At 54.6% G+C, this 18,331-nt stretch carries 22 protein-coding genes; 4 read left to right on the forward strand and 18 right to left on the reverse strand.

Going from position 1 to position 18,331, the window contains the following annotated elements; genetic code table 11:
• The first annotated feature begins 53 nt into the window (after positions 1-53).
• Positions 54-233 carry a YodC family protein gene (locus KVT28_RS00240; protein WP_101763944.1) on the forward strand — a complete coding sequence of 60 codons (180 nt, stop codon included), beginning with the start codon at positions 54-56 and terminating at the stop codon, positions 231-233.
• A gap of 48 nt (positions 234-281) precedes the next feature.
• On the opposite strand, the gene KVT28_RS00245 is transcribed toward KVT28_RS00240, so the two are convergent.
• From KVT28_RS00245 to yodD, 3 genes are all read right to left on the reverse strand, one after another.
• Positions 282-1,502, reverse strand: coding sequence for a glycosyl transferase (locus KVT28_RS00245; RefSeq protein ID WP_101763945.1), 1,221 nt, complete (start codon positions 1,500-1,502; stop codon positions 282-284).
• Positions 1,503-1,528: 26 nt separating this feature from the next.
• Entirely contained in the window at positions 1,529-2,326 is a 798-nt protein-coding gene (locus KVT28_RS00250; protein WP_217547502.1) for a mannosyl-3-phosphoglycerate phosphatase-related protein, read from the reverse strand.
• Between the two features lie 358 nt (positions 2,327-2,684).
• Positions 2,685-2,918, reverse strand: a complete 234-nt coding sequence (gene yodD / locus KVT28_RS00255) for a DUF2525 domain-containing protein (RefSeq protein ID WP_217546270.1) — start codon at positions 2,916-2,918, stop codon at positions 2,685-2,687.
• Between the two features lie 313 nt (positions 2,919-3,231).
• On the opposite strand from yodD, the gene KVT28_RS00260 reads away from it, so the two are divergent.
• Positions 3,232-3,390: a YqaE/Pmp3 family membrane protein gene (locus KVT28_RS00260; protein ID WP_192411592.1), complete on the forward strand. Its 159-nt coding sequence runs from the start codon at positions 3,232-3,234 to the stop codon at positions 3,388-3,390.
• A 68-nt stretch (positions 3,391-3,458) separates the two neighbouring features.
• Positions 3,459-3,653 carry a protein DsrB gene (gene dsrB, locus KVT28_RS00265; RefSeq protein ID WP_101763947.1) on the forward strand — a complete coding sequence of 65 codons (195 nt, stop codon included), beginning with the start codon at positions 3,459-3,461 and terminating at the stop codon, positions 3,651-3,653.
• A 123-nt stretch (positions 3,654-3,776) separates the two neighbouring features.
• On the opposite strand, the gene KVT28_RS00270 is transcribed toward dsrB, so the two are convergent.
• From KVT28_RS00270 to fliF, 15 genes are all read right to left on the reverse strand, one after another.
• Entirely contained in the window at positions 3,777-5,480 is a 1,704-nt protein-coding gene (locus KVT28_RS00270; RefSeq protein ID WP_137386044.1) for a methyl-accepting chemotaxis protein, read from the reverse strand.
• 142 nt (positions 5,481-5,622) lie between these two features.
• Entirely contained in the window at positions 5,623-6,258 is a 636-nt protein-coding gene (gene rcsA, locus KVT28_RS00275; protein WP_008105413.1) for a transcriptional regulator RcsA, read from the reverse strand.
• A 629-nt stretch (positions 6,259-6,887) separates the two neighbouring features.
• Positions 6,888-7,676, reverse strand: a complete 789-nt coding sequence (fliR, locus tag KVT28_RS00280; protein WP_101763949.1) for a flagellar biosynthetic protein FliR — start codon at positions 7,674-7,676, stop codon at positions 6,888-6,890.
• Positions 7,676-7,945 (reverse strand): flagellar biosynthesis protein FliQ, encoded by a 270-nt coding sequence (gene fliQ, locus KVT28_RS00285; protein WP_008105408.1) that lies wholly within the window; start codon positions 7,943-7,945, stop codon positions 7,676-7,678. The genes fliR and fliQ overlap by 1 nt, the downstream gene beginning before the upstream one ends.
• A gap of 40 nt (positions 7,946-7,985) precedes the next feature.
• Positions 7,986-8,717, reverse strand: coding sequence for a flagellar type III secretion system pore protein FliP (gene fliP / locus KVT28_RS00290; RefSeq protein ID WP_061723562.1), 732 nt, complete (start codon positions 8,715-8,717; stop codon positions 7,986-7,988).
• Entirely contained in the window at positions 8,717-9,112 is a 396-nt protein-coding gene (gene fliO, locus KVT28_RS00295; RefSeq protein WP_101763950.1) for a flagellar biosynthetic protein FliO, read from the reverse strand. Before fliO ends, fliP begins: the two co-directional genes overlap by 1 nt.
• Before the next feature lie 2 nt (positions 9,113-9,114).
• Positions 9,115-9,525, reverse strand: a complete 411-nt coding sequence (gene fliN / locus KVT28_RS00300) for a flagellar motor switch protein FliN (protein ID WP_008105402.1) — start codon at positions 9,523-9,525, stop codon at positions 9,115-9,117.
• The gene (gene fliM, locus KVT28_RS00305) at positions 9,518-10,525 is read right to left on the reverse strand and encodes a flagellar motor switch protein FliM (RefSeq protein ID WP_064739115.1); all 1,008 of its coding nucleotides are present in this window, start codon (positions 10,523-10,525) and stop codon (positions 9,518-9,520) included. The genes fliN and fliM overlap by 8 nt, the downstream gene beginning before the upstream one ends.
• 4 nt (positions 10,526-10,529) lie before the next feature.
• A complete protein-coding gene (gene fliL, locus KVT28_RS00310; protein WP_101763951.1) occupies positions 10,530-11,015 on the reverse strand; it encodes a flagellar basal body-associated protein FliL in 486 nt (161 codons plus the stop codon).
• A gap of 129 nt (positions 11,016-11,144) precedes the next feature.
• A complete protein-coding gene (locus KVT28_RS00315; RefSeq protein ID WP_217546273.1) occupies positions 11,145-12,407 on the reverse strand; it encodes a flagellar hook-length control protein FliK in 1,263 nt (420 codons plus the stop codon).
• Positions 12,404-12,847 (reverse strand): flagellar export protein FliJ, encoded by a 444-nt coding sequence (gene fliJ / locus KVT28_RS00320; protein WP_064739112.1) that lies wholly within the window; start codon positions 12,845-12,847, stop codon positions 12,404-12,406. The genes KVT28_RS00315 and fliJ overlap by 4 nt, the downstream gene beginning before the upstream one ends.
• Before the next feature lie 19 nt (positions 12,848-12,866).
• Positions 12,867-14,231: a flagellar protein export ATPase FliI gene (fliI, locus tag KVT28_RS00325; RefSeq protein ID WP_008105395.1), complete on the reverse strand. Its 1,365-nt coding sequence runs from the start codon at positions 14,229-14,231 to the stop codon at positions 12,867-12,869.
• On the reverse strand, positions 14,231-14,932 hold the full coding sequence (gene fliH, locus KVT28_RS00330) for a flagellar assembly protein FliH (RefSeq protein ID WP_137386041.1): 702 nt from the start codon (positions 14,930-14,932) through the stop codon (positions 14,231-14,233). Before fliH ends, fliI begins: the two co-directional genes overlap by 1 nt.
• On the reverse strand, positions 14,925-15,917 hold the full coding sequence (gene fliG, locus KVT28_RS00335; RefSeq protein WP_101763955.1) for a flagellar motor switch protein FliG: 993 nt from the start codon (positions 15,915-15,917) through the stop codon (positions 14,925-14,927). Before fliG ends, fliH begins: the two co-directional genes overlap by 8 nt.
• Positions 15,914-17,644 (reverse strand): flagellar basal-body MS-ring/collar protein FliF, encoded by a 1,731-nt coding sequence (fliF, locus tag KVT28_RS00340; RefSeq protein WP_192233527.1) that lies wholly within the window; start codon positions 17,642-17,644, stop codon positions 15,914-15,916. The genes fliG and fliF overlap by 4 nt, the downstream gene beginning before the upstream one ends.
• A 258-nt stretch (positions 17,645-17,902) precedes the next feature.
• Between fliF and fliE the strand changes: the two genes are divergently transcribed.
• Complete coding sequence (gene fliE, locus KVT28_RS00345; protein ID WP_008105389.1) at positions 17,903-18,214, forward strand: flagellar hook-basal body complex protein FliE; 312 nt, start codon at positions 17,903-17,905, stop codon at positions 18,212-18,214.
• The last annotated feature ends 117 nt before the right edge of the window (positions 18,215-18,331 follow it).

Genomic DNA, 18,331 nt, shown 5'->3' on the forward strand with positions numbered 1-18,331 from the left:
ACAGCTGCTATACCTAAATTCGGTCATTTAACGATGAAAGAGGGAGGTGCGGTATGATCTTTGCAATCAGTGACGAAGTTCAGCACAAACAGGGCGGACCCACCATGGTGGTCACCGGCTATGCCAGCGGAATGGTAGAGTGTCGTTGGTATGATGGTTACAGCGTGCGACGTGAGGCGTTTCGCAGTGATGAACTCAGTCACGTATCGAGCGCGCAACAGCTGGCCAGTTAAACACATTCGGGACGATACCCGTCGTCCCGAATGTGGTTCAACCCTGCATTACACCTTGCCGTCGTTATCCTCTTCCACCGCCTGATAAATCCGCTGCAGAATATCCGGAAAAGCCGATTGCACGCGACTCCAGCTGGGAATAAAGGGTTTCTCATTCGGACGCTCAATAAAGGCTTGTCCGGCATCGAGAATCGCCTGAGTGAACATTTCTACCGCCGCTTCCTCAATGTGCTGATCAAACTTGAGGCCGTTCATGGTGGCTTCGTGGTTGTAGATCTCCATCATGTCCAGCGCATTACGGTAGTAAGTGGCTTTCAACACCCGGAACGAATCGCTGGTGAGCGGCACGCCCATGGTGGCCAGCTTACGCAGCAGCGACTGCACGATGTCATTGCTCATGCGTTTCAATCCGCCGGTACCATCATCTTCGGCCAGCGGCTGATGCTTGTGGTCGTAGTTATCGGCGATCTCAACCTGGCAGGTCTGACGCGTGGTGTAGTTACGATAAATCTCCGACAGCACGCCAATCTCTAATCCCCAATCGCCAGGAATCTTGATGCCGTTGAGCACATGCGTGCGCATGGCAAACTCGCCAGAGAGCGGATAGCGGAAGCTGGTGAGGTAATCGAGATATTCCGAGTGACCGTAGACTTTCTGCAAGGAGCGCAGCAGCGGACCGACCAGCAAACGCCCAACGCGGCCATTCAGCTTGCCGTCGGCGACGCGCGCATAAAAACCTTTGCAGAACTCATACTGAAACGACGGATTGGCCAGCGGATAGAGCAAACGCGCCAGCATGCCGCGTTCATAGGTGACGATATCGCAGTCGTGCAGCGCCACGCACTGAGTGCGGTCGGAAGCCAGCGTGTAGCCAGTACAGAACCACACATTGCGCCCTTTGCCGGGTTGGCTCGGCGATAAACCCTCTTTATCCAGTTCGGCATCCAGCGCTTTCAAGCGCGGCCCGTCATTCCACAAAATGCGATGGCGCTGCGGCAGGCGGGAGAAGAACTCACGCGCAAACAGAAACTGGTCGCGATCGGCGCGGTCGAGGCCAATCACAATCTCCTCCAGGTAAGGTACCTTCGCCAGTTCGTTAACGATATTATCCAGCGCCGGGCCTTCCAGTTCCGAGAACAGCGACGGCAAAATCAGCCCCATTTTGCGTTTGCGTGAGAAGCGCACCATCTCTTTTTCCAGCGATTCGACGCTGCGGTGGGTGAGATTATGGAAATTAGTAATGACACCATTCTGGTAAAAATCACTCATCGTCTCATCCTTTTGGTTAAAGGCCGTTACTCATTCGGCGCAAGAAAATAGTCCAGACCTTCACGCCAGCCCTGCGGACCGACGTGCGCGGTGTGGTAAACGTTCTCAGTATCGGTGCGTTGCAACGCCACCGGCGTTTTACTGAAGCCTTTTATCACCACGGCATAATCAACGCGCTCCAGCATCGGCACATCGTTGGGACCATCGCCCAGGCCGATTGTGGTGCGCGCTTCTCCTTCCTGCGCGGCGAGATGCTGCTGAATGTCCGCCAGCGCGATACCTTTGCCGGTGCCGGCGGGCATCACATGCCAGAAACGCCCGCCCTGGGTTAACGCCAGATTGTGTTCGGCCAGCGCCGCGCGGAATTCCGGTAAACGCTGTTCGTCATCGCGCCACAACACCACTTCCGACGCTTCGCGTAGGCGGCTTTGGCTGGCTTCGGCAAGGGTTAAACCGGTAAAGCGTGCGACTTCGGCATCACTAAATTCATGAAAGCCGTTGAAGCGAAATCGTGCCTGCAACGCTTGCAGCGTCTGGCACAGCGCATTATAGCTGGCGCTGGTTTCGATCGGCGGCGTGTATTCACCGCCCAACACCACACGCGCACCGTTTTCAGCAATAAAGGGTGCACCGACAATGCCTAACTTCTTTTGTAGCGGAATAATTTCGGCCGCCGTTTTGCTGGAACAAATCACCAGCGGGATCTGATGTTGTTTCAGACGCGCCAGCCATTCACTGGCCGCATCCCAGTTATAGTCATGATGATCCAGCAATGAGCCATCGAGATCGGTAATGATCATTAGGGAAGAGTTAAGACTCAGCATCATCACACTCCTTACGCCAGTGGCATCCGTAAAGCGAAGAGTAATCAGTATAATAGCGGAATCGCGATCACACTTTTTCCCGCGACCCGGCCAGCGACATCCAGGATAATTCTTAAATGGCAAACGTGACGGAAGGCGCGATGCACATTTCGTGCACAGCTGAAACCAGCAGTGACGCGGCGTGTAGGACGATTCACATGAATGCTTATACAAAATTGTTCGATTTACATGCAGGGATGAGTCTTGTCTTAATCAGACTAAGGCGTAATCTGACAGGGTGTTAAGAATTCCCTGGTGTAACGAACTTACTGATTTACTTTACCCGGCCATCCCGCCGGGTATTTTTTTGAAATCGATTTCAGCGGTTAACTTCGCTGCTGGCGAAGTCGCGAATGTCGAGTTCGAAAGCTTCCGCTAGCTCGGAGTAAGAGTCATAGGCTGCGCCATTTACCGTAACGCGATGCGCGTCTTCGGCTTCCATAAACTCTTTTACCTCGCCCGACGTTCTCTTCTGAATCGCTTCCAGCAACGCATCAACATCGACATTCACTTCGCGCTGAACTCTCTCGCTGTACTCTTTTGCAGTGGTCATGGCGGCCTCACGGAGGCAATCGGATCTACACCAGTATAGTCGTTGGTGAAAAGAGGGCGCGGAGGGCAAATGGCAGGCAAAAAAAAGCCCGCGCTGCGCGGGCAAAAATCCTTGTTACTTTTAGGTTGACTGCGCCTTTGGGGTTGGTGCAGTACCGAGAAGTGTACGAGCAGGCTGCGTCAAAAGTCTCTCTGCGAAACGTTAAGAAAGCGAAAAAGCGCATCTTGACAGAGTTTTACCTGCCTTTAAATGCACAGTGCGTAACAGCGACTATGCTTAGCGATTGATTGTTAAGTGATATCAGGGAGTGAATATGGACTTTTTACGTATTGTCATCGCCATTTTGGTTCCACCACTGGGCGTATTCTTGCAAGTCGGTTTTGGTGGGGCTTTCTGGCTCAACATTCTGCTGACGCTGTGCGGCTACATTCCGGGCATCATACATGCGGTGTGGGTTATCGCCCGACGCTGATCGCGATCAGGCAGTGTTGATTATCTTCCGTTAAACTGTGTCGCAGGACAATTTGTGGAGAGTAATCAATGAAGGTGAACGATCGCGTTACGGTTAAAACCGACGGCGGCCCGCGCCGTGTGGGTACGGTGCTGGCAGTGGAAGCATTCAATGAAGGCATCATGTATCTGGTGGCGTTAGAAGATTACCCGCTGGGGATTTGGTTCTTTAATGAAAGCGATCATGCTGAAGGGGTTTTTGTGGAGCCGTATGAAGAGGCTTGATTAATTTTCCCTCACCTTAACCCTCTCCCGCAAGCGGGAGAGGGGAAAGATCGGCGCACCATCCACTCCTTCGCCCACATGTGGGAGAGGGCCGGAGTAGGGGATACCGCACACTACCTCAAATCAAAACGTCTCCCAGTTATCATTCCCTGACGTCGCCAATGCAGGACGCGGCGCCAGATTTGGCGTACGCAACGCAGACTGCGCCGCTTTAGCCACGTGCGCCACCGGCGCGTCATTCAAACGGAACACCGCCACCGCCTGCGTCAATCTGCCGGCCTGATCTTCCAGCGAAGCCGCTGCCGAAGAGGCTTCCTCAACCAGCGAGGCGTTCTGCTGCGTCACGTTATCCATCTCGGTCACCGCCAGGCTCACCTGCTGGATGCCACGGCTCTGCTCATCCGACGCGGCGGCAATCTCAGCCATAATGTCCGTCACGCGCCGCACCGCTTCAACAATCTCGCCCATGGTATTACCGGCTTCGCCGACCTGGCGTGAACCGTTGGTGATCAAACCCACCGATTCAGCAATCAGCGTTTCAATCTCTTTCGCCGCCTGCGCACTGCGTTGCGCCAGGTTACGTACTTCGCTGGCCACCACGGCAAAACCACGGCCTTGCTCACCGGCACGCGCCGCTTCCACCGCAGCATTCAGCGCCAGAATGTTGGTCTGGAAGGCGATGCTGTTGATGACGTTGGTGATCTCGGCAATCTTTTTCGAGCTGCCAGAAATATTGTTCATGGTTTGCACCACGCCGCTCACCAGATCGCCACCGCTGCGCGCTTTGCCTGAGGCATCGGCGGCCAGCTGGCTGGCGTGATGGGCGTTCTCGGCGTTCTGTTTCACCGTGGCGGTGAGCTGCTCCATGCTGGCGGCGGTTTGCTCCAGCGCGGAGGCCTGCTCTTCAGTACGTGATGAGAGATCGGTGTTACCGGCGGAAATCTCGCTGGAACCCTGATAAATCGCTACCGCGCCTTCTCGCACCGTACCAACGGTACGCACCAGCGAGGCCTGCATCAGCTGCAGGTTATGCAGCAAGCTACCAATCTCGCTGCGGCCATAGGCTTGTTCCGGCGCGGTGAGATCGCCTTGCGCGATACGCTCGATGCGATCAACGGACTGACGTAGCGGGGTGATCACCACGCGACGCAGGAACACGAAGGTCAGCAGCACCAGCAGCAAGGCGGCAGCAAACGCCACCGCCATAGCAATAAAGCCAATGCGTGATTGATGCGCGGCTTCGGCATTAATCGCTTCGGCGCGGTCAGTACGGATTTTAATCGCCTTCAGCAGCACGGCGTTGTAGGCATCATCCAGTTTGCGCGTGACGTCAGTTTCCTGCGCCACAATGCCTTCGAAGCTGCCCTGTTTAGCCGATTCAATCATCGGCTTGAGACCTTTATCAATATAAGCATTGAAGCTGGCGGTCAGCGGTTCATCGAGGGCAATATCCGCCGGCGTTTTAGCCTTGCGATCCATATAGAGTTTAAAACCTTCGCGCGCTTGTTTAATACGCGTCTCGGTGCGCGCTAAATCGGCACGATAACCATCCATTTCACCAATACGAGCGGCTGCACCGGATTGCAGCACATTGAGTCGCGCAGTACGCAGATGGTTAGAACTGTTAGAGATACCCATACGAATTTGGATTTCTTCGGTGGCATCGTTTAGGGAATTATTACTCTGAATCAAAAAGTAGCTGGCGAGTCCAATGCACAGGGCAAAAAGCAGCAGAATGCCACCAAAGATCATACTGAACAAAGGCATCAGGCGCAGGTTCTGCCAGATGCTGAGCTTATATTGCTCATCAATCGATGCTGTTTTCATATCCTTGCTCTCATGTAGGTAGGTGTTATGAGAATAAGCATCGGCAGGCAGGGAGAAAGGATTAGGCAGGAAAGTGGGATCAAACTCTCAAAACGTGAAAAGGGCCAATCAGATGATCAGCCCTTTTATTCACTGTAGGTAATTATCGCACGTTAACATAAATCCCTGAGGTGACATTATCAGTCAAACGGACGACATGATAAATAACCTGCTTATTATGGGTTTTAATTTTACGTTTAATATTACCTTTATGTGACGATACGGTTTTGGCTTTAATTTGCATATTCTCAGATATCTGAATGGTGTCATGACCTGACATCCACATTTTCAGCATATTTGATTCAGTCTGACTTAATGTCAGTGGATGCACGTCGAGCCCGGCAGAAATACGCGGCGAAGCGTTGAGTTTCTTTTGCAAATAGGTGCCTAATAACGAATCCAACGTCGAAGTTTTTATCGATTTTGATGTAATAATCAGGTTCTTACGAACGTAGAGATATTCCTCAAAATGGATATTCGAGATCGCCATGAAAATAAAGAATAAGGTATCAGGATGCTGCATGATAATAGCACGAATACGATCGCTGGAATCAGATTCGTGAATAAAGCACTCTTCGTTGATAAACACAACGCCCGGCTTAATTTGCTCACATCTTTGTTGCAATTGGTCGATATCCGAGACAGGAGTAATATTTTTCTTTTTAACTCCTTTCGCAGACATATAGTCAGACAAACCCAGGCGTGTGTAATTACATGAATCCATAATAATCGTTGGCATTATAGCGACCCTCACCAATTTGTTATCCGTTTAAATCAACGATGAATACGCGTTTGCGGTACGAGAGAAATTTCCAAAGACACTTTTTTATTCTGCTCAGCAGATTGGCGATAGTTGTCCATGCGCCATCATGACTCTTCCCTGAACCGTGCTGCGAAGTTTTTTTTATAGTACATCCACGTCACTCTCATCTCAGCCATAGTGGGAATGGCTAAGGATTTGCATTAAGTGTTTTATTCGCTCTGTTTTGAGAGCCCTGTCACTATCGCGCAGATCACAGACAAATCTGATAGGACAAATCTTAAAAACATTTGTGTGGCGAAAGTATGACGCTTCAGCGAGCGTTGACAATGCCGGAAAAAAGGGATTTAGACAAGAAAAATCGCTGTGAAATTTTTTTTGTTTAAAAACAGCCCTTTGAGCATTTAATCAACCGATTCAGCAGGTTTAACCCCTTAGGAATCGTCTGACTAAAATACGCGAAGCGCGGTTTAATAAGAATAATTTTCACCAAAAATGCGCACTTATCAGAATTTCCTCAGTTGATTTCTGAGAAATATGGTTCAGAAAATGCACTAACAGATTTTGAATGCTTAACTATTACTTAAGGGCGTCTACAGAATAGTTAATCAACGGGCGCGGGAAAGTTCTGACACAAACTGGGCGAGTAAATCAAAGACTTCGCTAAACAGATGTTCGCAGAAGGGAGCAAGCAGCGGCATCATCAACCCTACGCTGAGGATGCCCACCGTTAAGGTAATCGGGAAGCCAACCGCGAAAATAGAGAGTTGTGGTGAAACACGGTTTAACAAACCTAGTGCCATGTTTAGCGTGAGGAGCAGAACTATTAAGGGCAGCGCTAACATCATGCCATTAAGGAAAATTAATCCCGCGGATTTCACCAACGCCATAAAAGCATTGGCGTTGAGCGGCTGATCGCTGATTGGCAACGTATGAAAACTGTCCACCAGCAGTGAAATTAGCCACAGATGTCCGTTGAAGGTAAGAAACAGCAGCATGGCCAGCATATCGAGAAAACGAGCCAGCACCGGCATGTTCAGGCGACTGCCTGGATCGAAGAAGGTGGCGAAGGACAATCCCATCTGCAAACCAATCACTTCCCCCGCCATGCGCACCGCCGCAAAGGCGAACTGCATGGTCAGGCCGATGCTCACGCCAATCAGCAGCTGTTGCAGTAGCAACCAAAATCCCGCGGGTGTAAACAGGGTCGCCTCCACCGGCGGCAGTACCGGTAGGATGATCCAGGTGGTCAATACCGCGAGGCCAATCTTGACGCGTTTGGGAATCGATTTTTCGCTCAGCACCGGCGCGCTGGCGAACAGCGCCAGCAAACGCACCATCGGCCAGAAGAATTGTGCGACCCAATGGATCAGCTGGCTGCTGTCGAGGTTAATCATTAGCCAATAATGTACGGCAGATTGCTAAACAGCGTGCGAATGTAATCCAGCATCAGATTAAGCATCCACGGACCAGCGATTACCGCCGTAGCGGCAACGGCCAGAATCTTGGGGATAAAGGAGAGCGTTTGTTCGTTAATCTGGGTCGCGGCTTGCAGCACGCTGATGATCAACCCGCTGATCAACGCCACCAGCAACATCGGCGCGGCCATCAGCAGGGCGACACGCATTGCTTCCTGGCCCATAACCATCACTGATTCAGGTGTCATGCTGCACTCCTCGAGAAAGAAAGGTGAGGGCGAACGCCACTCAAGAGTAGAAACTTTGCGCCAGTGAACCCACCAGCAGCTGCCAGCCATCCACCAGCACGAACAGCATCAGCTTGAACGGCAGGGAAATGGTCGCCGGCGGCACCATCATCATCCCCAGCGCCATCAGTACGCTGGCGACCACCAGATCGATGATCAGGAACGGGATAAACACGGTGAAACCAATCTGGAAGGCGGTTTTCAGTTCGCTGGTGACATACGCCGGCAGCAGAATACGCATCGGAACCGCTTCCGGACCCTGAATCGGTGCGGTGTTAGCCAGACGGGCAAACAGCGCTAAATCGGCTTCGCGCGTTTGACGCAGCATAAATTCACGCAGCGGCTGAGCACCTTTATCAATCGCGTCCGCCATACTGATTTTGTCCTGGCTGAACGGCAGATAGGCGTCGGAGTAAATCTTGTCGAAGGTCGGCGCCATGATAAAGAAGGTCAGAAACAGCGCCAGGCCGAGCAGTACCTGGTTTGGCGGCGCCGACGGCGTGCCGAGGGCGTTACGCAGCAAACCAAACACAATAATGATGCGCGTGAAGCTGGTCATCATCAGCAGCACCGCCGGAATAAAGGTCAGCGAGGTGATGAACACCAGCGTCTGTACCGGCAGCGACCAGCTCTGGCCACCATTCGCCAGCGGCTGGCTGATTAAGCCTGGCAGCTGCGCATGCGCAACCGGTGCCAGCAACAGCAGCGGCAAGAGAGGAAGTAATCGACGCATCATTGTGGTTTTCCGGGACGTTTAACCAGGTTCTGGAACAGCTGACGAAAATCCTGTGGCGCAGCGCTGTGATTTGCCCGTTCTTCCGGCGGCAGCGGCGGTAACGAATGCAGATGGGTGATCTGCTGGGCGGTCACGCCCAACACCAGACGCGCATCGGCAGTATCGACAATGACCACACGCTCACGCTGGCCAACCTGCACCGTCGCGCTGACTTTCAGCGCCTGGCCGGTCACCGTTTTCGGTGCAAAGCCAAGGCGTTTGGCCAGCCAGCCGCAGCCGAGAATCAGCAGAACAATTACTGCCAGCACGCTGCTGACCTGGCCAATCACCGAACCGGTTGAGACCACCGGCTGGCTGGGTACCGGTTGTTCGGCTTGCGTGTGTTTTAACATGCTTAACGGCTCAGACGACGCATACGTTCAGACGGGGTAATGATGTCGGTGATGCGCACGCCATATTTGTCGTTCACCACCACCACTTCACCCTGCGCGATCAGATAACCGTTGATCAGAATATCCAGCGGTTCCCCGGCCAGCCCATCCAGCGCCACCACCGAACCCTGCGTCAAGCGCAGCAGCTCTTTAATGGTCATTTTGGTGCGACCCAGTTCCACGGTCAGTTTGACCGGGATATCCATGATCAGATCGATATCCTGCAGCGAGCCGCTGATGCCAGGATTTTCCAGCGATTTGAACACATTTTCAGTTGGATCTGGCGCGCTGGTGGTGGTTTGTTCGTTCATAGCTGCAGCCCACAGATCGTCCGCGGAGATGTCGTCGTCGGACGGTTTCTTGCTGTCACTCATCGGGCTGTTCCTCGTTCAGCGAATTCAAAATCGGGTTAATCAAATGTTCTACACGCAGCGCGTACTGGCCATTGATGGTGCCGTATTGGCTGGTCAGCACCGGCACGCTATCGACGTGAGCGATGATGCGGTCCGGCTTCTCAATGGGCAGGACGTCACCGGGTTTCAGCTGCAAAATACGTGACAGGCGCAGCGATGTTTCGGCGAAATGGGCAATCAGCTCCAGCTCCGAGTGCTGCACCTGTTTCACCAGATTGTCGCGCCAGTGATTATCTTCCCGGCGTGAGTTTTCCAGTGGGGGATTGACCAGCAGCTCGCGCAGCGGCTCAATCATCGAAAACGGAATACAGATATTGAATTCACCGACCAGGTTTCCAATCTCCACCTGGAACGGCGTGTTCACCACGATGTCATTCGGTGAAGTGGTGATGTTGGTGAACTTCACCTGCATCTCGGAACGCACATACTCCACTTCCAGCGGATAAATCGCTTTCCACGCGTCGCTGTAGCCATCCAGCGCCAATTTCAACATGCGGCGAATCACACGCTGTTCGGTATGGGTAAATTCACGTCCTTCAACTTTGGTCGGGAAACGACCGTCGCCGCCAAACAGGTTATCGACAGCAATAAAAACCAGGCTCGGTGAAAACACCACCAGCGCCGTGCCGCGCAGCGGCTTCAGGTGGATCAGGTTCAGGTTGGTTGGCACCGGCAGGTTGCGGGCGAACTCGTGGTACGGCTGAATCTTGATCGCACCCACACTAATATCGGGGCTACGGCGCAGCAGGTTAAACAGCGCCATACGGAAATGACGGGCAAAGCGCTCGTTGATGATCTCCAGCGCCTGCAGACGCTCACGTACGACGCGGCGCTGAGTATTGGGATCATAGGGACGGATATCGCCATCGGTCCCTTTGGAACTGTTCTCTACTTCCGCACTGTCACTGTCGCCATTAAGCAGCGCGTCAATCTCAGCCTGGGAGAGAATGCTATCGCCCATTAAATCACCTCAAAATGAAGGCGGTAAACAGCACGTCATTGACAACCTGAGCCGGTTGACCTTTTACCAGCGGCGGCGCCAGCACCTGTTTGATCTGCTCAACCAGGGCCTGTTTGCCTTGCTCTGTTGCCAGAGCCGTCGCGCTTTGACGCGAAAGCAGTAACAGCAGACGGCTGCGCACTTCCGGCAGGTAATCGTTCAATCGACGACGGGTATCCTCATCGGGCAGACGCAGGGTGAAACCCACGTACAGCACACGGTCGGGATCGTTGTCAGGATTGACCAGGTTTACTGTAAACGTATCCATTGCAAAAAATACGGGAGCAGCCGGTGGCTCGACTTTCGCCGCGTCCGGTTGGCTGCCTTCGTGTTTATTCATCATTCGCCAGACTGCATAGCCTGCCACGCTGCAAGCGGCCAGCGTTACAATCAGTAACACCGGTAGTAGTAGTGAACGTTTGCGGCCTTTAGCTTTCGCGTTATCAGACATCTTGCAGTTACTTCCTGTGAATTATGGGTAAGCCTCTCGGCTGACCTGGACAGATTATCCCGCGTCTTAAGTCAAACAATGGGAAGAAAAGACGCGGGTTTTACGCTTACCTTCAGCGTTTAGCGGCTATCAGGCAAAGATATCGACAGCGCCGTTACCGGCCGCGCGCGCTTGAAGGGCTGCCGGGACGGCAATAGGCGTTATCTCGTTGTCACTGTCCTGGGAGAGGCTAAAGCTGCCGTGCTGTCCGTCACGACGTCCTTCCTGCTGGCCTTGATAACTCTGGCCCTGTGCGAAGGCGTCGCTGCTGACGTTACTCTGTCCCAGGTTTATTCCGCTCTCCGCCAGCGCGCTACGCAGCTGAGGAAGAGCCGCTTCCAGCGCGGCCCTCACTTGGCTGTGGCTGGAAACCATATTTAACTGTGCCTGATCCTTATCAAGGGTCAGGCTGATCTGGATAGCGCCCAGATCCTGCGGATGTAGACGCAACTCGGCGTTCTGCTGCCCGTTGCGGCTAAACATCACAATCTGCTGACTCAGCGCCTGCTGCCACTCGCTGCTGCCAAGCTGCGCGTTCAGCATGGGCGTCGACGGCGTGGTGCTGGTCGAGGCGGTGCTGCTTACCAGCGAGCTGGTGGCGCTGAGCGGTGCGCTGGTGAATGGCGTCACCGGGTCATCACTGCTCTGCGCGGCGGCGCGCGCTTCCGGCTTACTCAGCGCATTCAGCACCTGCTTAAAACTCTCATCCAGCGTCAACCCGCTGCTGTTACTGGCGGTGGTGCTGACGCTGCTGCTCTGCGCGCTGCTGGCCGTTTGCGTTAAGAGCGTTACAGCATCGCTGGATTTCTTCTGTGCGCCATCCGGCTGGGCGTGCTCTTCTTTTACTGCACCTTCCAGCGAACCCCTTAACAGTGCGGTATTAAGCGAAGCGCGAGTGTCGGTTTTCCCTTCGCCTGCGCTACTACTTACGCTGGTTGGGCTGGTGCGGTTCTCTACCGCCACCGGCAACATGGCGAATAACGCCTGCACATTCTGTAAGTCGCTGGCAGTTAACGAACTTGCCTCACTCTTGTCTTTATCATCGGCTGATTTCAGCGTGGCTTTAGTGTTTTCCGGCTGTAAAAGTGCGTTTAACGCATCGGGTTTCTCCAGCGCCTGTAATAACGCGCTTAGCGAAGCCTTACTGACGTCTTTTTCATCAACTTCTGCTGTCAGATCAGTCGATTGCGTGTTAACAGCTTGTTGCTTTACCAGCGTCAGCAAGCGGTTGCCGAGTTCAGTAATAAATCCCTGCGGCAGCGACTCCGCGCCCTGCAAAACATCTGATGAAACTGAAGTGTCAGCGTCTCCCAAAACCGAGGTTTGCGTAGCAACTGTTGGCAGCGTAATCATTCGCCTTTCCTCAATGCGGCCCGTTGGGCAAATTCATCCATCCGTTTCTGATCGAGACGGTTTTCTTGTCGTAATGCGTTTTCCTCAGCGCGCGTAATCAGCGTCTGATAAGCATTGAGCCGCTTATGCTTTTCACGCCAGTTGCTCAGCGCGCTGTCGAGGCGCTGATTCCACTGGGAAAGCTGTTGGCGATGCTGTTCGATGGCTTTTTCCAGCGTCTGAATAAACTGGTGATAATTGGTCCAGCGCGTGCTGGCGATGCCGCCGGACATATCCTGATTGAGCTTGTTGCGATACTCATCCTGATAATCCAGCAGCATGCTGAGTTGTTCGTCGGCCTGCTGCACACCCCGGCGCATATCGCCAAGGTGAATCACCGCACTCTCCAGTTCCTGCTCCGCCATATCGCGCAGCTTGTTGATCGCACTGGCCGTTTTCATCACTTAACCTCGTTTGGCGTTAACCGAACATCGCCTGCAGATGCAAACAGGCATCGTCGTAATCGCTGCGTTCGAAAATGCCCTGATGCAGGAAGGCTTCCATCTCGGGATAGAGCTTGATGGCGCGGTCCAGCATCGGATCGCTGCCTGCGGCATACGCACCCACACTCACCAGATCGCGGTTACGCTGGAAGCTGGAGAGCAACTGTTTGAACTGACGCACGCGCGCGTAGTGTGTCTCATCAATTAATGAGGTCATGGCGCGGCTGATTGACGCTTCAATATCAATAGCCGGATAGTGACCGGCTTCCGCCAGACGGCGCGACAGCACGATGTGGCCGTCGAGAATCGCACGCGCCGAGTCGGCAATCGGGTCTTGCTGATCGTCGCCTTCGGTCAACACGGTATAAAAGGCGGTGATTGAACCGCCGCCGTGCGTACCGTTACCGGCGCGTTCCACCAGCGCGGGCAATTTGGCGAACACCGAAGGCGGATAACCTTTAGTCGCCGGCGGCTCACCGATGGCCAGTGCGATTTCACGTTGCGCCATGGCGTAGCGGGTGAGGGAATCCATAATCAGCAGCACATGCTGGCCGCGATCGCGGAAATCTTCAGCGATACGCGTGGCATAGGCGGCACCCTGCATACGCAGCAGCGGCGAGACGTCCGCCGGCGCGGCGATCACCACCGAACGCGCACGGCCTTCGGCACCGAGAATATTTTCAATGAACTCTTTAACTTCACGGCCACGTTCACCAATCAACCCCACCACGATCACGTCGGCTTTGGTGTAGCGCGCCATCATGCCGAGCAGCACGCTTTTACCGACGCCGGAACCGGCGAACAGGCCCATACGTTGACCGCGACCCACGGTGAGCAGGGCATTGATGGCGCGCACGCCGGTATCCAGCACATCTTCAATCGGCGTACGTTGCAGCGGGTTGAATGGCGCGGTGATCAGCGGGGCGCGATAGCCGGTTTCCGGCGCGGGTAAACCGTCGAGGGGTTTGCCGCTGCCGTCCAGCACGCGACCCAGCAGTTCCGGGCCCAGCAGCATCTGTTTGCCGCTGTGCCCGCTGTCGCCACTGACGCGCGCATAAACGCGTGCGCCCGGTAAAATACCGTCGACTTCTTCCAGCGGCATCATTAGCAGTTTCTGGCCGTTGAAGCCGACCACTTCACTTTCAACTTCAGTGATCTTGCTGCCATCGGTACGTTCAATAATGCAGGTAGCACCGAGCGGCAGCTGCAGGCCGGTGGCTTCCAGCACTAAGCCGGTGGCGCGCGTCAGGCGACCGTAACGACGCACGGTTTGTACCTGCGAAATGCGTTCTTCGAAGGCGTCGAGCGCGCCGAGCCAGCGTGAAAGGCGTGAGGAGGTCATTACAGTGTCCCCGGAGCGGCCAGGCGGCACAGCTCCTGCCAGCGTGTTGCCACGCTCGCATCAAGGTCGCCATCTTCGGCGCTAAGCTTACAGCCGCCAGGATGCAGCGTGCTGTCGGCCAGCAAGCGCCAGCCGTGCAGATCGAGCGTTGGACCCAGCGTCTGCTCGATGCGCTGCAGATCGTCCGGATGGACGCGCAGCTGCGGTTTGCCGCTGAACATCGGTTCCTGCTGAATCAGCTGCTGGATTTGACGCAGCAGGGCGGTGCCGTCCACCTGCGTGGCCTGGCCAATCACCGTGCGCGCGGCTTCCAGCGCCAGCTGCATCAGACGTGAAGCGATCACGCTGTCGAGCGCTTCGAGCGTGTGATGGAACTCGGTCACCAGCTGCTGCATGCGTGCCTGCAGCGGCGCTTGCTGCTGCTGCGCATCGGCTAAGCCTTGCTGGAAACCGGCGTCATAACCGTTCTGTTGCGCTTCGGCGAAACCTTTCTGATAGCCTTCACTGTAGCCTTGCGTCTGCGCATCTTTGCGCATCTGCTGCTGCATGCGTTCCAGCTGTTGCTGCTGTTCCGCTTCGGCGCTCAGTTCGACATCGATCTCCGGCTCCTCTAACTGAGGTTCCGGTTCGGCACCGAACGGGCTGCCTAAATCATCAGGCTGCCAGCGCTGCCACGCGCGGGCGGAAAAGGCATCAGACATAGGTTTCCTCGCCACCACCAATCACCATCTCGCCGGATTCTGCTAAGCGGCGCACCACCAGAAGAATGGCCTTCTGCTCGTTCTCCACCGCCGACATACGTACCGGACCACGGTTGGCCAGATCGTCGCGCAGGATATCGGCCGCACGGGCGGACATGTTCTTGAGGAACTTCTCGCGCAGCGGCTGTTCGGCACCTTTCAATGCCACCAGCAACTGTTCGGATTCCACTTCCTGCAACAGACGCTGGATGCTGCGGTCGTCCACTTCCACCAGGTTTTCGAACAGGAACATCTCGTCGATGATCTTCTGTGCCAGCTCGCCATCGAAGTCGCGTACTGCTTCGATAACCGCTTCTTCCTGCTGGGTTTTCATCAGGTTGATAATTTCTGCTGCGGTTCTCACGCCGCCCATCTTCGCGCGCTTGAGGTTGGTGCCGTCGAGCAGGCCATTCAGTACTTCGGTCAACTCCGCCAGCGCCGCCGGCTGGACACCGCCGAAGGTGGCGATACGCAGCATCACATCGTGACGCAGACGCTCGTCGAACAGCGCCAGAATATCCGCCGCCTGACCACGTTTGAGGTGGACAAGGATGGTGGCGATAATCTGCGGATGCTCGTCGCGAATAAGGTCGGCCGCCGCCTGTGGCTCCATGAAGTTGAGCGTTTCCATACCGCTGGTGGTCTCGTTTTTCTCGAGAATATCTTCCAGCAGGCTTGAAGCTCGCTCCTCGCCCAACGCTTTGATCAGCACCGAACGCAGATAATCGTTGGAGTTGAGGCTCAGCGCCGCAAACTGTTCGGCATCGGCTTCGAACTCGCGCAGCACTTCGGTCAGCTGTTTGTGTGAAACCTGGCGCATGTTGGCCATAGCACCACTCAGATGCTGAACCTCACGCTGGTTAAGGTGTTTGAACACCTCCGCCGCGCGCTCTTCGCCGATGGTCATCATCAGAATGGCGCTTTTTTCTGTACCGGTCAGACTCATAGTTCTTTACTCATCCATTCGCGGATAACCAGCGCGACGACGCGCGGATCGTTTTCAGACATGTCGCGGATACGCTGGCTCATCACCTCGGCGCTCATGCGGTTAGTAGATTTACGCTCCTGATCCAGCTCGTCTTTGCTGAGCTGAACGTTAAAGGCTTCTTCTTCTTCCATGGCCGCAGAGCGTGCCGCCAGCGCTTCAGCCGCTGCCTTCTCCTGCTCTTTCTTACGCACCAGCTGTGGACGTACCAGCTTGCGATAGAGGATGAAGCCAACCAACGCCACCAGCAGCCAGCGACCGGCAGTCATCAGCTGATCGAAGAACGATTGCTGCTGCCAGAATGGCAGGTCGCCACCGCTTGGTTCGGTCATGTTGAACTGAGAGTTCACCACGTTGACGCTGTCGCCACGGGTTTGTGAATAGCCCATCGCTTCACGGGTTAAATCTTCAATCTGCTTGATCTGCTGCTCGTTAAGCGCCACCGCTTTGCCTTTACCGTCGTCGCGGTAGTTCACCACCACGGCAACCGACAGGCGCTGCACATCGCCGACGTTCAGCTTGGTATGACGAATGGTGCGGTCCAGCTCATAGTTCACCGTGTCGTTGCGCGTTGAGCTACTCGGGCCAGAAGGCTGTGCGGTGCTGGTGGTGCTGCCGTTATTCTGCGCATTGGCGGTTTGCGCGTTGGCGTTTTGGCCGTTGGCATTATTGTTGTTATTCGTTGGCGGATTGGTCACCGGCGCGGTATTGGCTGGCGCAGGCTGATTCGACAATGCACCCGGCACGCCGCCTGGATACGGGCTGCCATTCTGTTCGGAGTTGCTGGTCTGGCGTGAACGCACCGCGCTGTTGTTAGGATTGGCGTTCGGCTGGTATTTCTCGTCGGTCTGCTCGCTGCGGTCGAAGTTGATTTGCGCCGTCACCTGCGCATGCACATTGCCCTGACCGACAATCGGATTGAGGATCGCTTCGATACGCTGCTGGAAGCGCGCTTCCACTTCAGACGCATATTTCAGTTGCGCATCATTCAGGTCGCGACCTTCGCTGTCAGAGCGGGTCAACAGACGACCGGCCTGATCGACAACGGTAACGTTGCCCGGCGGTAAACCGGCCACGCTGCTGGAGACCATATGCTGAATGGCCTGAATCTGGCCTTCATCTAATGCGCGGCCTGGCTGCAGGTTCAGCGTCACCGAGGCGGAAGGGGCTTTCTGCTCACGCACGAACAAGGTCGGTTTCGGCATTGCCAGATGCACGCGTACGCTCTTCACCGGACCGAGCGTTTCGATGGTGCGCGACAGTTCACCTTCCAGCGCACGCTGATAGTTGATCTGCTCGCTGAACTGGCTGATCCCGAACTTCTCTTTGTCCATCAGTTCGAAGCCAACGTTGCCGCCTTTCGGTAAGCCTTGTTGTGCCAGACGCAGACGCAGCTCATGCACTTTATCGGCGGGCACCATCAGTGCTCCACCGTTATCGGCGAACTGGTAAGGGATGTTCATTTGCGTCAGCTGCGTGACGATCGCGCCACCATCCTCATCGGAGAGGTTGTTATAAAGCACGCGATAGTCTGGCGCTTTTGCCCACAGCACCAACGCAAACACCACCGCGATAACCGCAGCAGCAGCGATAATTAAGGGAATACGCGGATTGGCGCGCAGGCGGGCGAGAAGGTCACTGAAGCCTTTCTTAGCTGTATCCTGTGTAGCGGCTGCACTCGCATTCATGACCGATTCCTGCCTGACATTATTGATCGGGTGTGGTGTTGTGGTGACAAAACGTACTCCCTGAAGACTTCTCCCCTAAAATCGGGAGAGGAGAAAAATTAAATTCCACTTAATGGCAGGCATTATTTGTTGAAAGCCGCGACATCGATGGGTGGATAAGCCGGGTTTTTTGCGGTCATTTAGCGCCTTTGTCCTATTGACAGTGTGTTAACTTTCTCATCGTGAAAATTTAATCACTTCTTCATTAGGGGTCAGGCAATGTCAATTCAGGCGATTGAGGGTGTGCTGCAGCAGCTGCAGATGACGTCTCTGCAGGCCAGCGGTAAGCAAGCGGAATCCACTAATCAGGTCGATTTCAGTGCCACCATGAAAGCAGCACTCGACAAGATCAGCGAAACCCAGACAACGGCTCGCGCTCAGGCGCAGGATTTCGAAATGGGTAAACCGGGCATCCAGTTAAATGATGTGATGGTCGATCTGCAAAAATCCTCTATTTCCATGCAGATGGGCGTGCAGGTGCGTAACAAACTGGTGTCGGCGTATACCGATATTATGAGTATGCAGGTTTAGTTTCTTTCGGGTATTTCTTTCGGGTATAGTCCAGCGCGGTAATGGTGTTATATCAGGCGGGAAGGTTGCTGCATCACAGTGAGTACACCGCCAAACGCGCTGCCTTATTTTGAGAAG

The organism is Pantoea sp. GbtcB22 (genome assembly GCF_019091025.1).
GTDB classification, from domain to species: domain Bacteria; phylum Pseudomonadota; class Gammaproteobacteria; order Enterobacterales; family Enterobacteriaceae; genus Pantoea; species Pantoea leporis.

What these genes read in the sequence shown, in the direction of transcription:
- KVT28_RS00240 (WP_101763944.1), top strand. Translation starts at nt 54, where the DNA reads ATGATCTTTGCAATCAGTGACGAAGTTCAGCACAAACAGGGCGGACCC.
- KVT28_RS00245 (WP_101763945.1), bottom strand. Translation starts at nt 1,502, where the DNA reads ATGAGTGATTTTTACCAGAATGGTGTCATTACTAATTTCCATAATCTC.
- KVT28_RS00250 (WP_217547502.1), bottom strand. Translation starts at nt 2,326, where the DNA reads ATGCTGAGTCTTAACTCTTCCCTAATGATCATTACCGATCTCGATGGC.
- yodD (WP_217546270.1), bottom strand. Translation starts at nt 2,918, where the DNA reads ATGACCACTGCAAAAGAGTACAGCGAGAGAGTTCAGCGCGAAGTGAAT.
- KVT28_RS00260 (WP_192411592.1), top strand. Translation starts at nt 3,232, where the DNA reads ATGGACTTTTTACGTATTGTCATCGCCATTTTGGTTCCACCACTGGGC.
- dsrB (WP_101763947.1), top strand. Translation starts at nt 3,459, where the DNA reads ATGAAGGTGAACGATCGCGTTACGGTTAAAACCGACGGCGGCCCGCGC.
- KVT28_RS00270 (WP_137386044.1), bottom strand. Translation starts at nt 5,480, where the DNA reads ATGAAAACAGCATCGATTGATGAGCAATATAAGCTCAGCATCTGGCAG.
- rcsA (WP_008105413.1), bottom strand. Translation starts at nt 6,258, where the DNA reads ATGCCAACGATTATTATGGATTCATGTAATTACACACGCCTGGGTTTG.
- fliR (WP_101763949.1), bottom strand. Translation starts at nt 7,676, where the DNA reads ATGATTAACCTCGACAGCAGCCAGCTGATCCATTGGGTCGCACAATTC.
- fliQ (WP_008105408.1), bottom strand. Translation starts at nt 7,945, where the DNA reads ATGACACCTGAATCAGTGATGGTTATGGGCCAGGAAGCAATGCGTGTC.
- fliP (WP_061723562.1), bottom strand. Translation starts at nt 8,717, where the DNA reads ATGCGTCGATTACTTCCTCTCTTGCCGCTGCTGTTGCTGGCACCGGTT.
- fliO (WP_101763950.1), bottom strand. Translation starts at nt 9,112, where the DNA reads ATGTTAAAACACACGCAAGCCGAACAACCGGTACCCAGCCAGCCGGTG.
- fliN (WP_008105402.1), bottom strand. Translation starts at nt 9,525, where the DNA reads ATGAGTGACAGCAAGAAACCGTCCGACGACGACATCTCCGCGGACGAT.
- fliM (WP_064739115.1), bottom strand. Translation starts at nt 10,525, where the DNA reads ATGGGCGATAGCATTCTCTCCCAGGCTGAGATTGACGCGCTGCTTAAT.
- fliL (WP_101763951.1), bottom strand. Translation starts at nt 11,015, where the DNA reads ATGTCTGATAACGCGAAAGCTAAAGGCCGCAAACGTTCACTACTACTA.
- KVT28_RS00315 (WP_217546273.1), bottom strand. Translation starts at nt 12,407, where the DNA reads ATGATTACGCTGCCAACAGTTGCTACGCAAACCTCGGTTTTGGGAGAC.
- fliJ (WP_064739112.1), bottom strand. Translation starts at nt 12,847, where the DNA reads ATGAAAACGGCCAGTGCGATCAACAAGCTGCGCGATATGGCGGAGCAG.
- fliI (WP_008105395.1), bottom strand. Translation starts at nt 14,231, where the DNA reads ATGACCTCCTCACGCCTTTCACGCTGGCTCGGCGCGCTCGACGCCTTC.
- fliH (WP_137386041.1), bottom strand. Translation starts at nt 14,932, where the DNA reads ATGTCTGATGCCTTTTCCGCCCGCGCGTGGCAGCGCTGGCAGCCTGAT.
- fliG (WP_101763955.1), bottom strand. Translation starts at nt 15,917, where the DNA reads ATGAGTCTGACCGGTACAGAAAAAAGCGCCATTCTGATGATGACCATC.
- fliF (WP_192233527.1), bottom strand. Translation starts at nt 17,644, where the DNA reads ATGAATGCGAGTGCAGCCGCTACACAGGATACAGCTAAGAAAGGCTTC.
- fliE (WP_008105389.1), top strand. Translation starts at nt 17,903, where the DNA reads ATGTCAATTCAGGCGATTGAGGGTGTGCTGCAGCAGCTGCAGATGACG.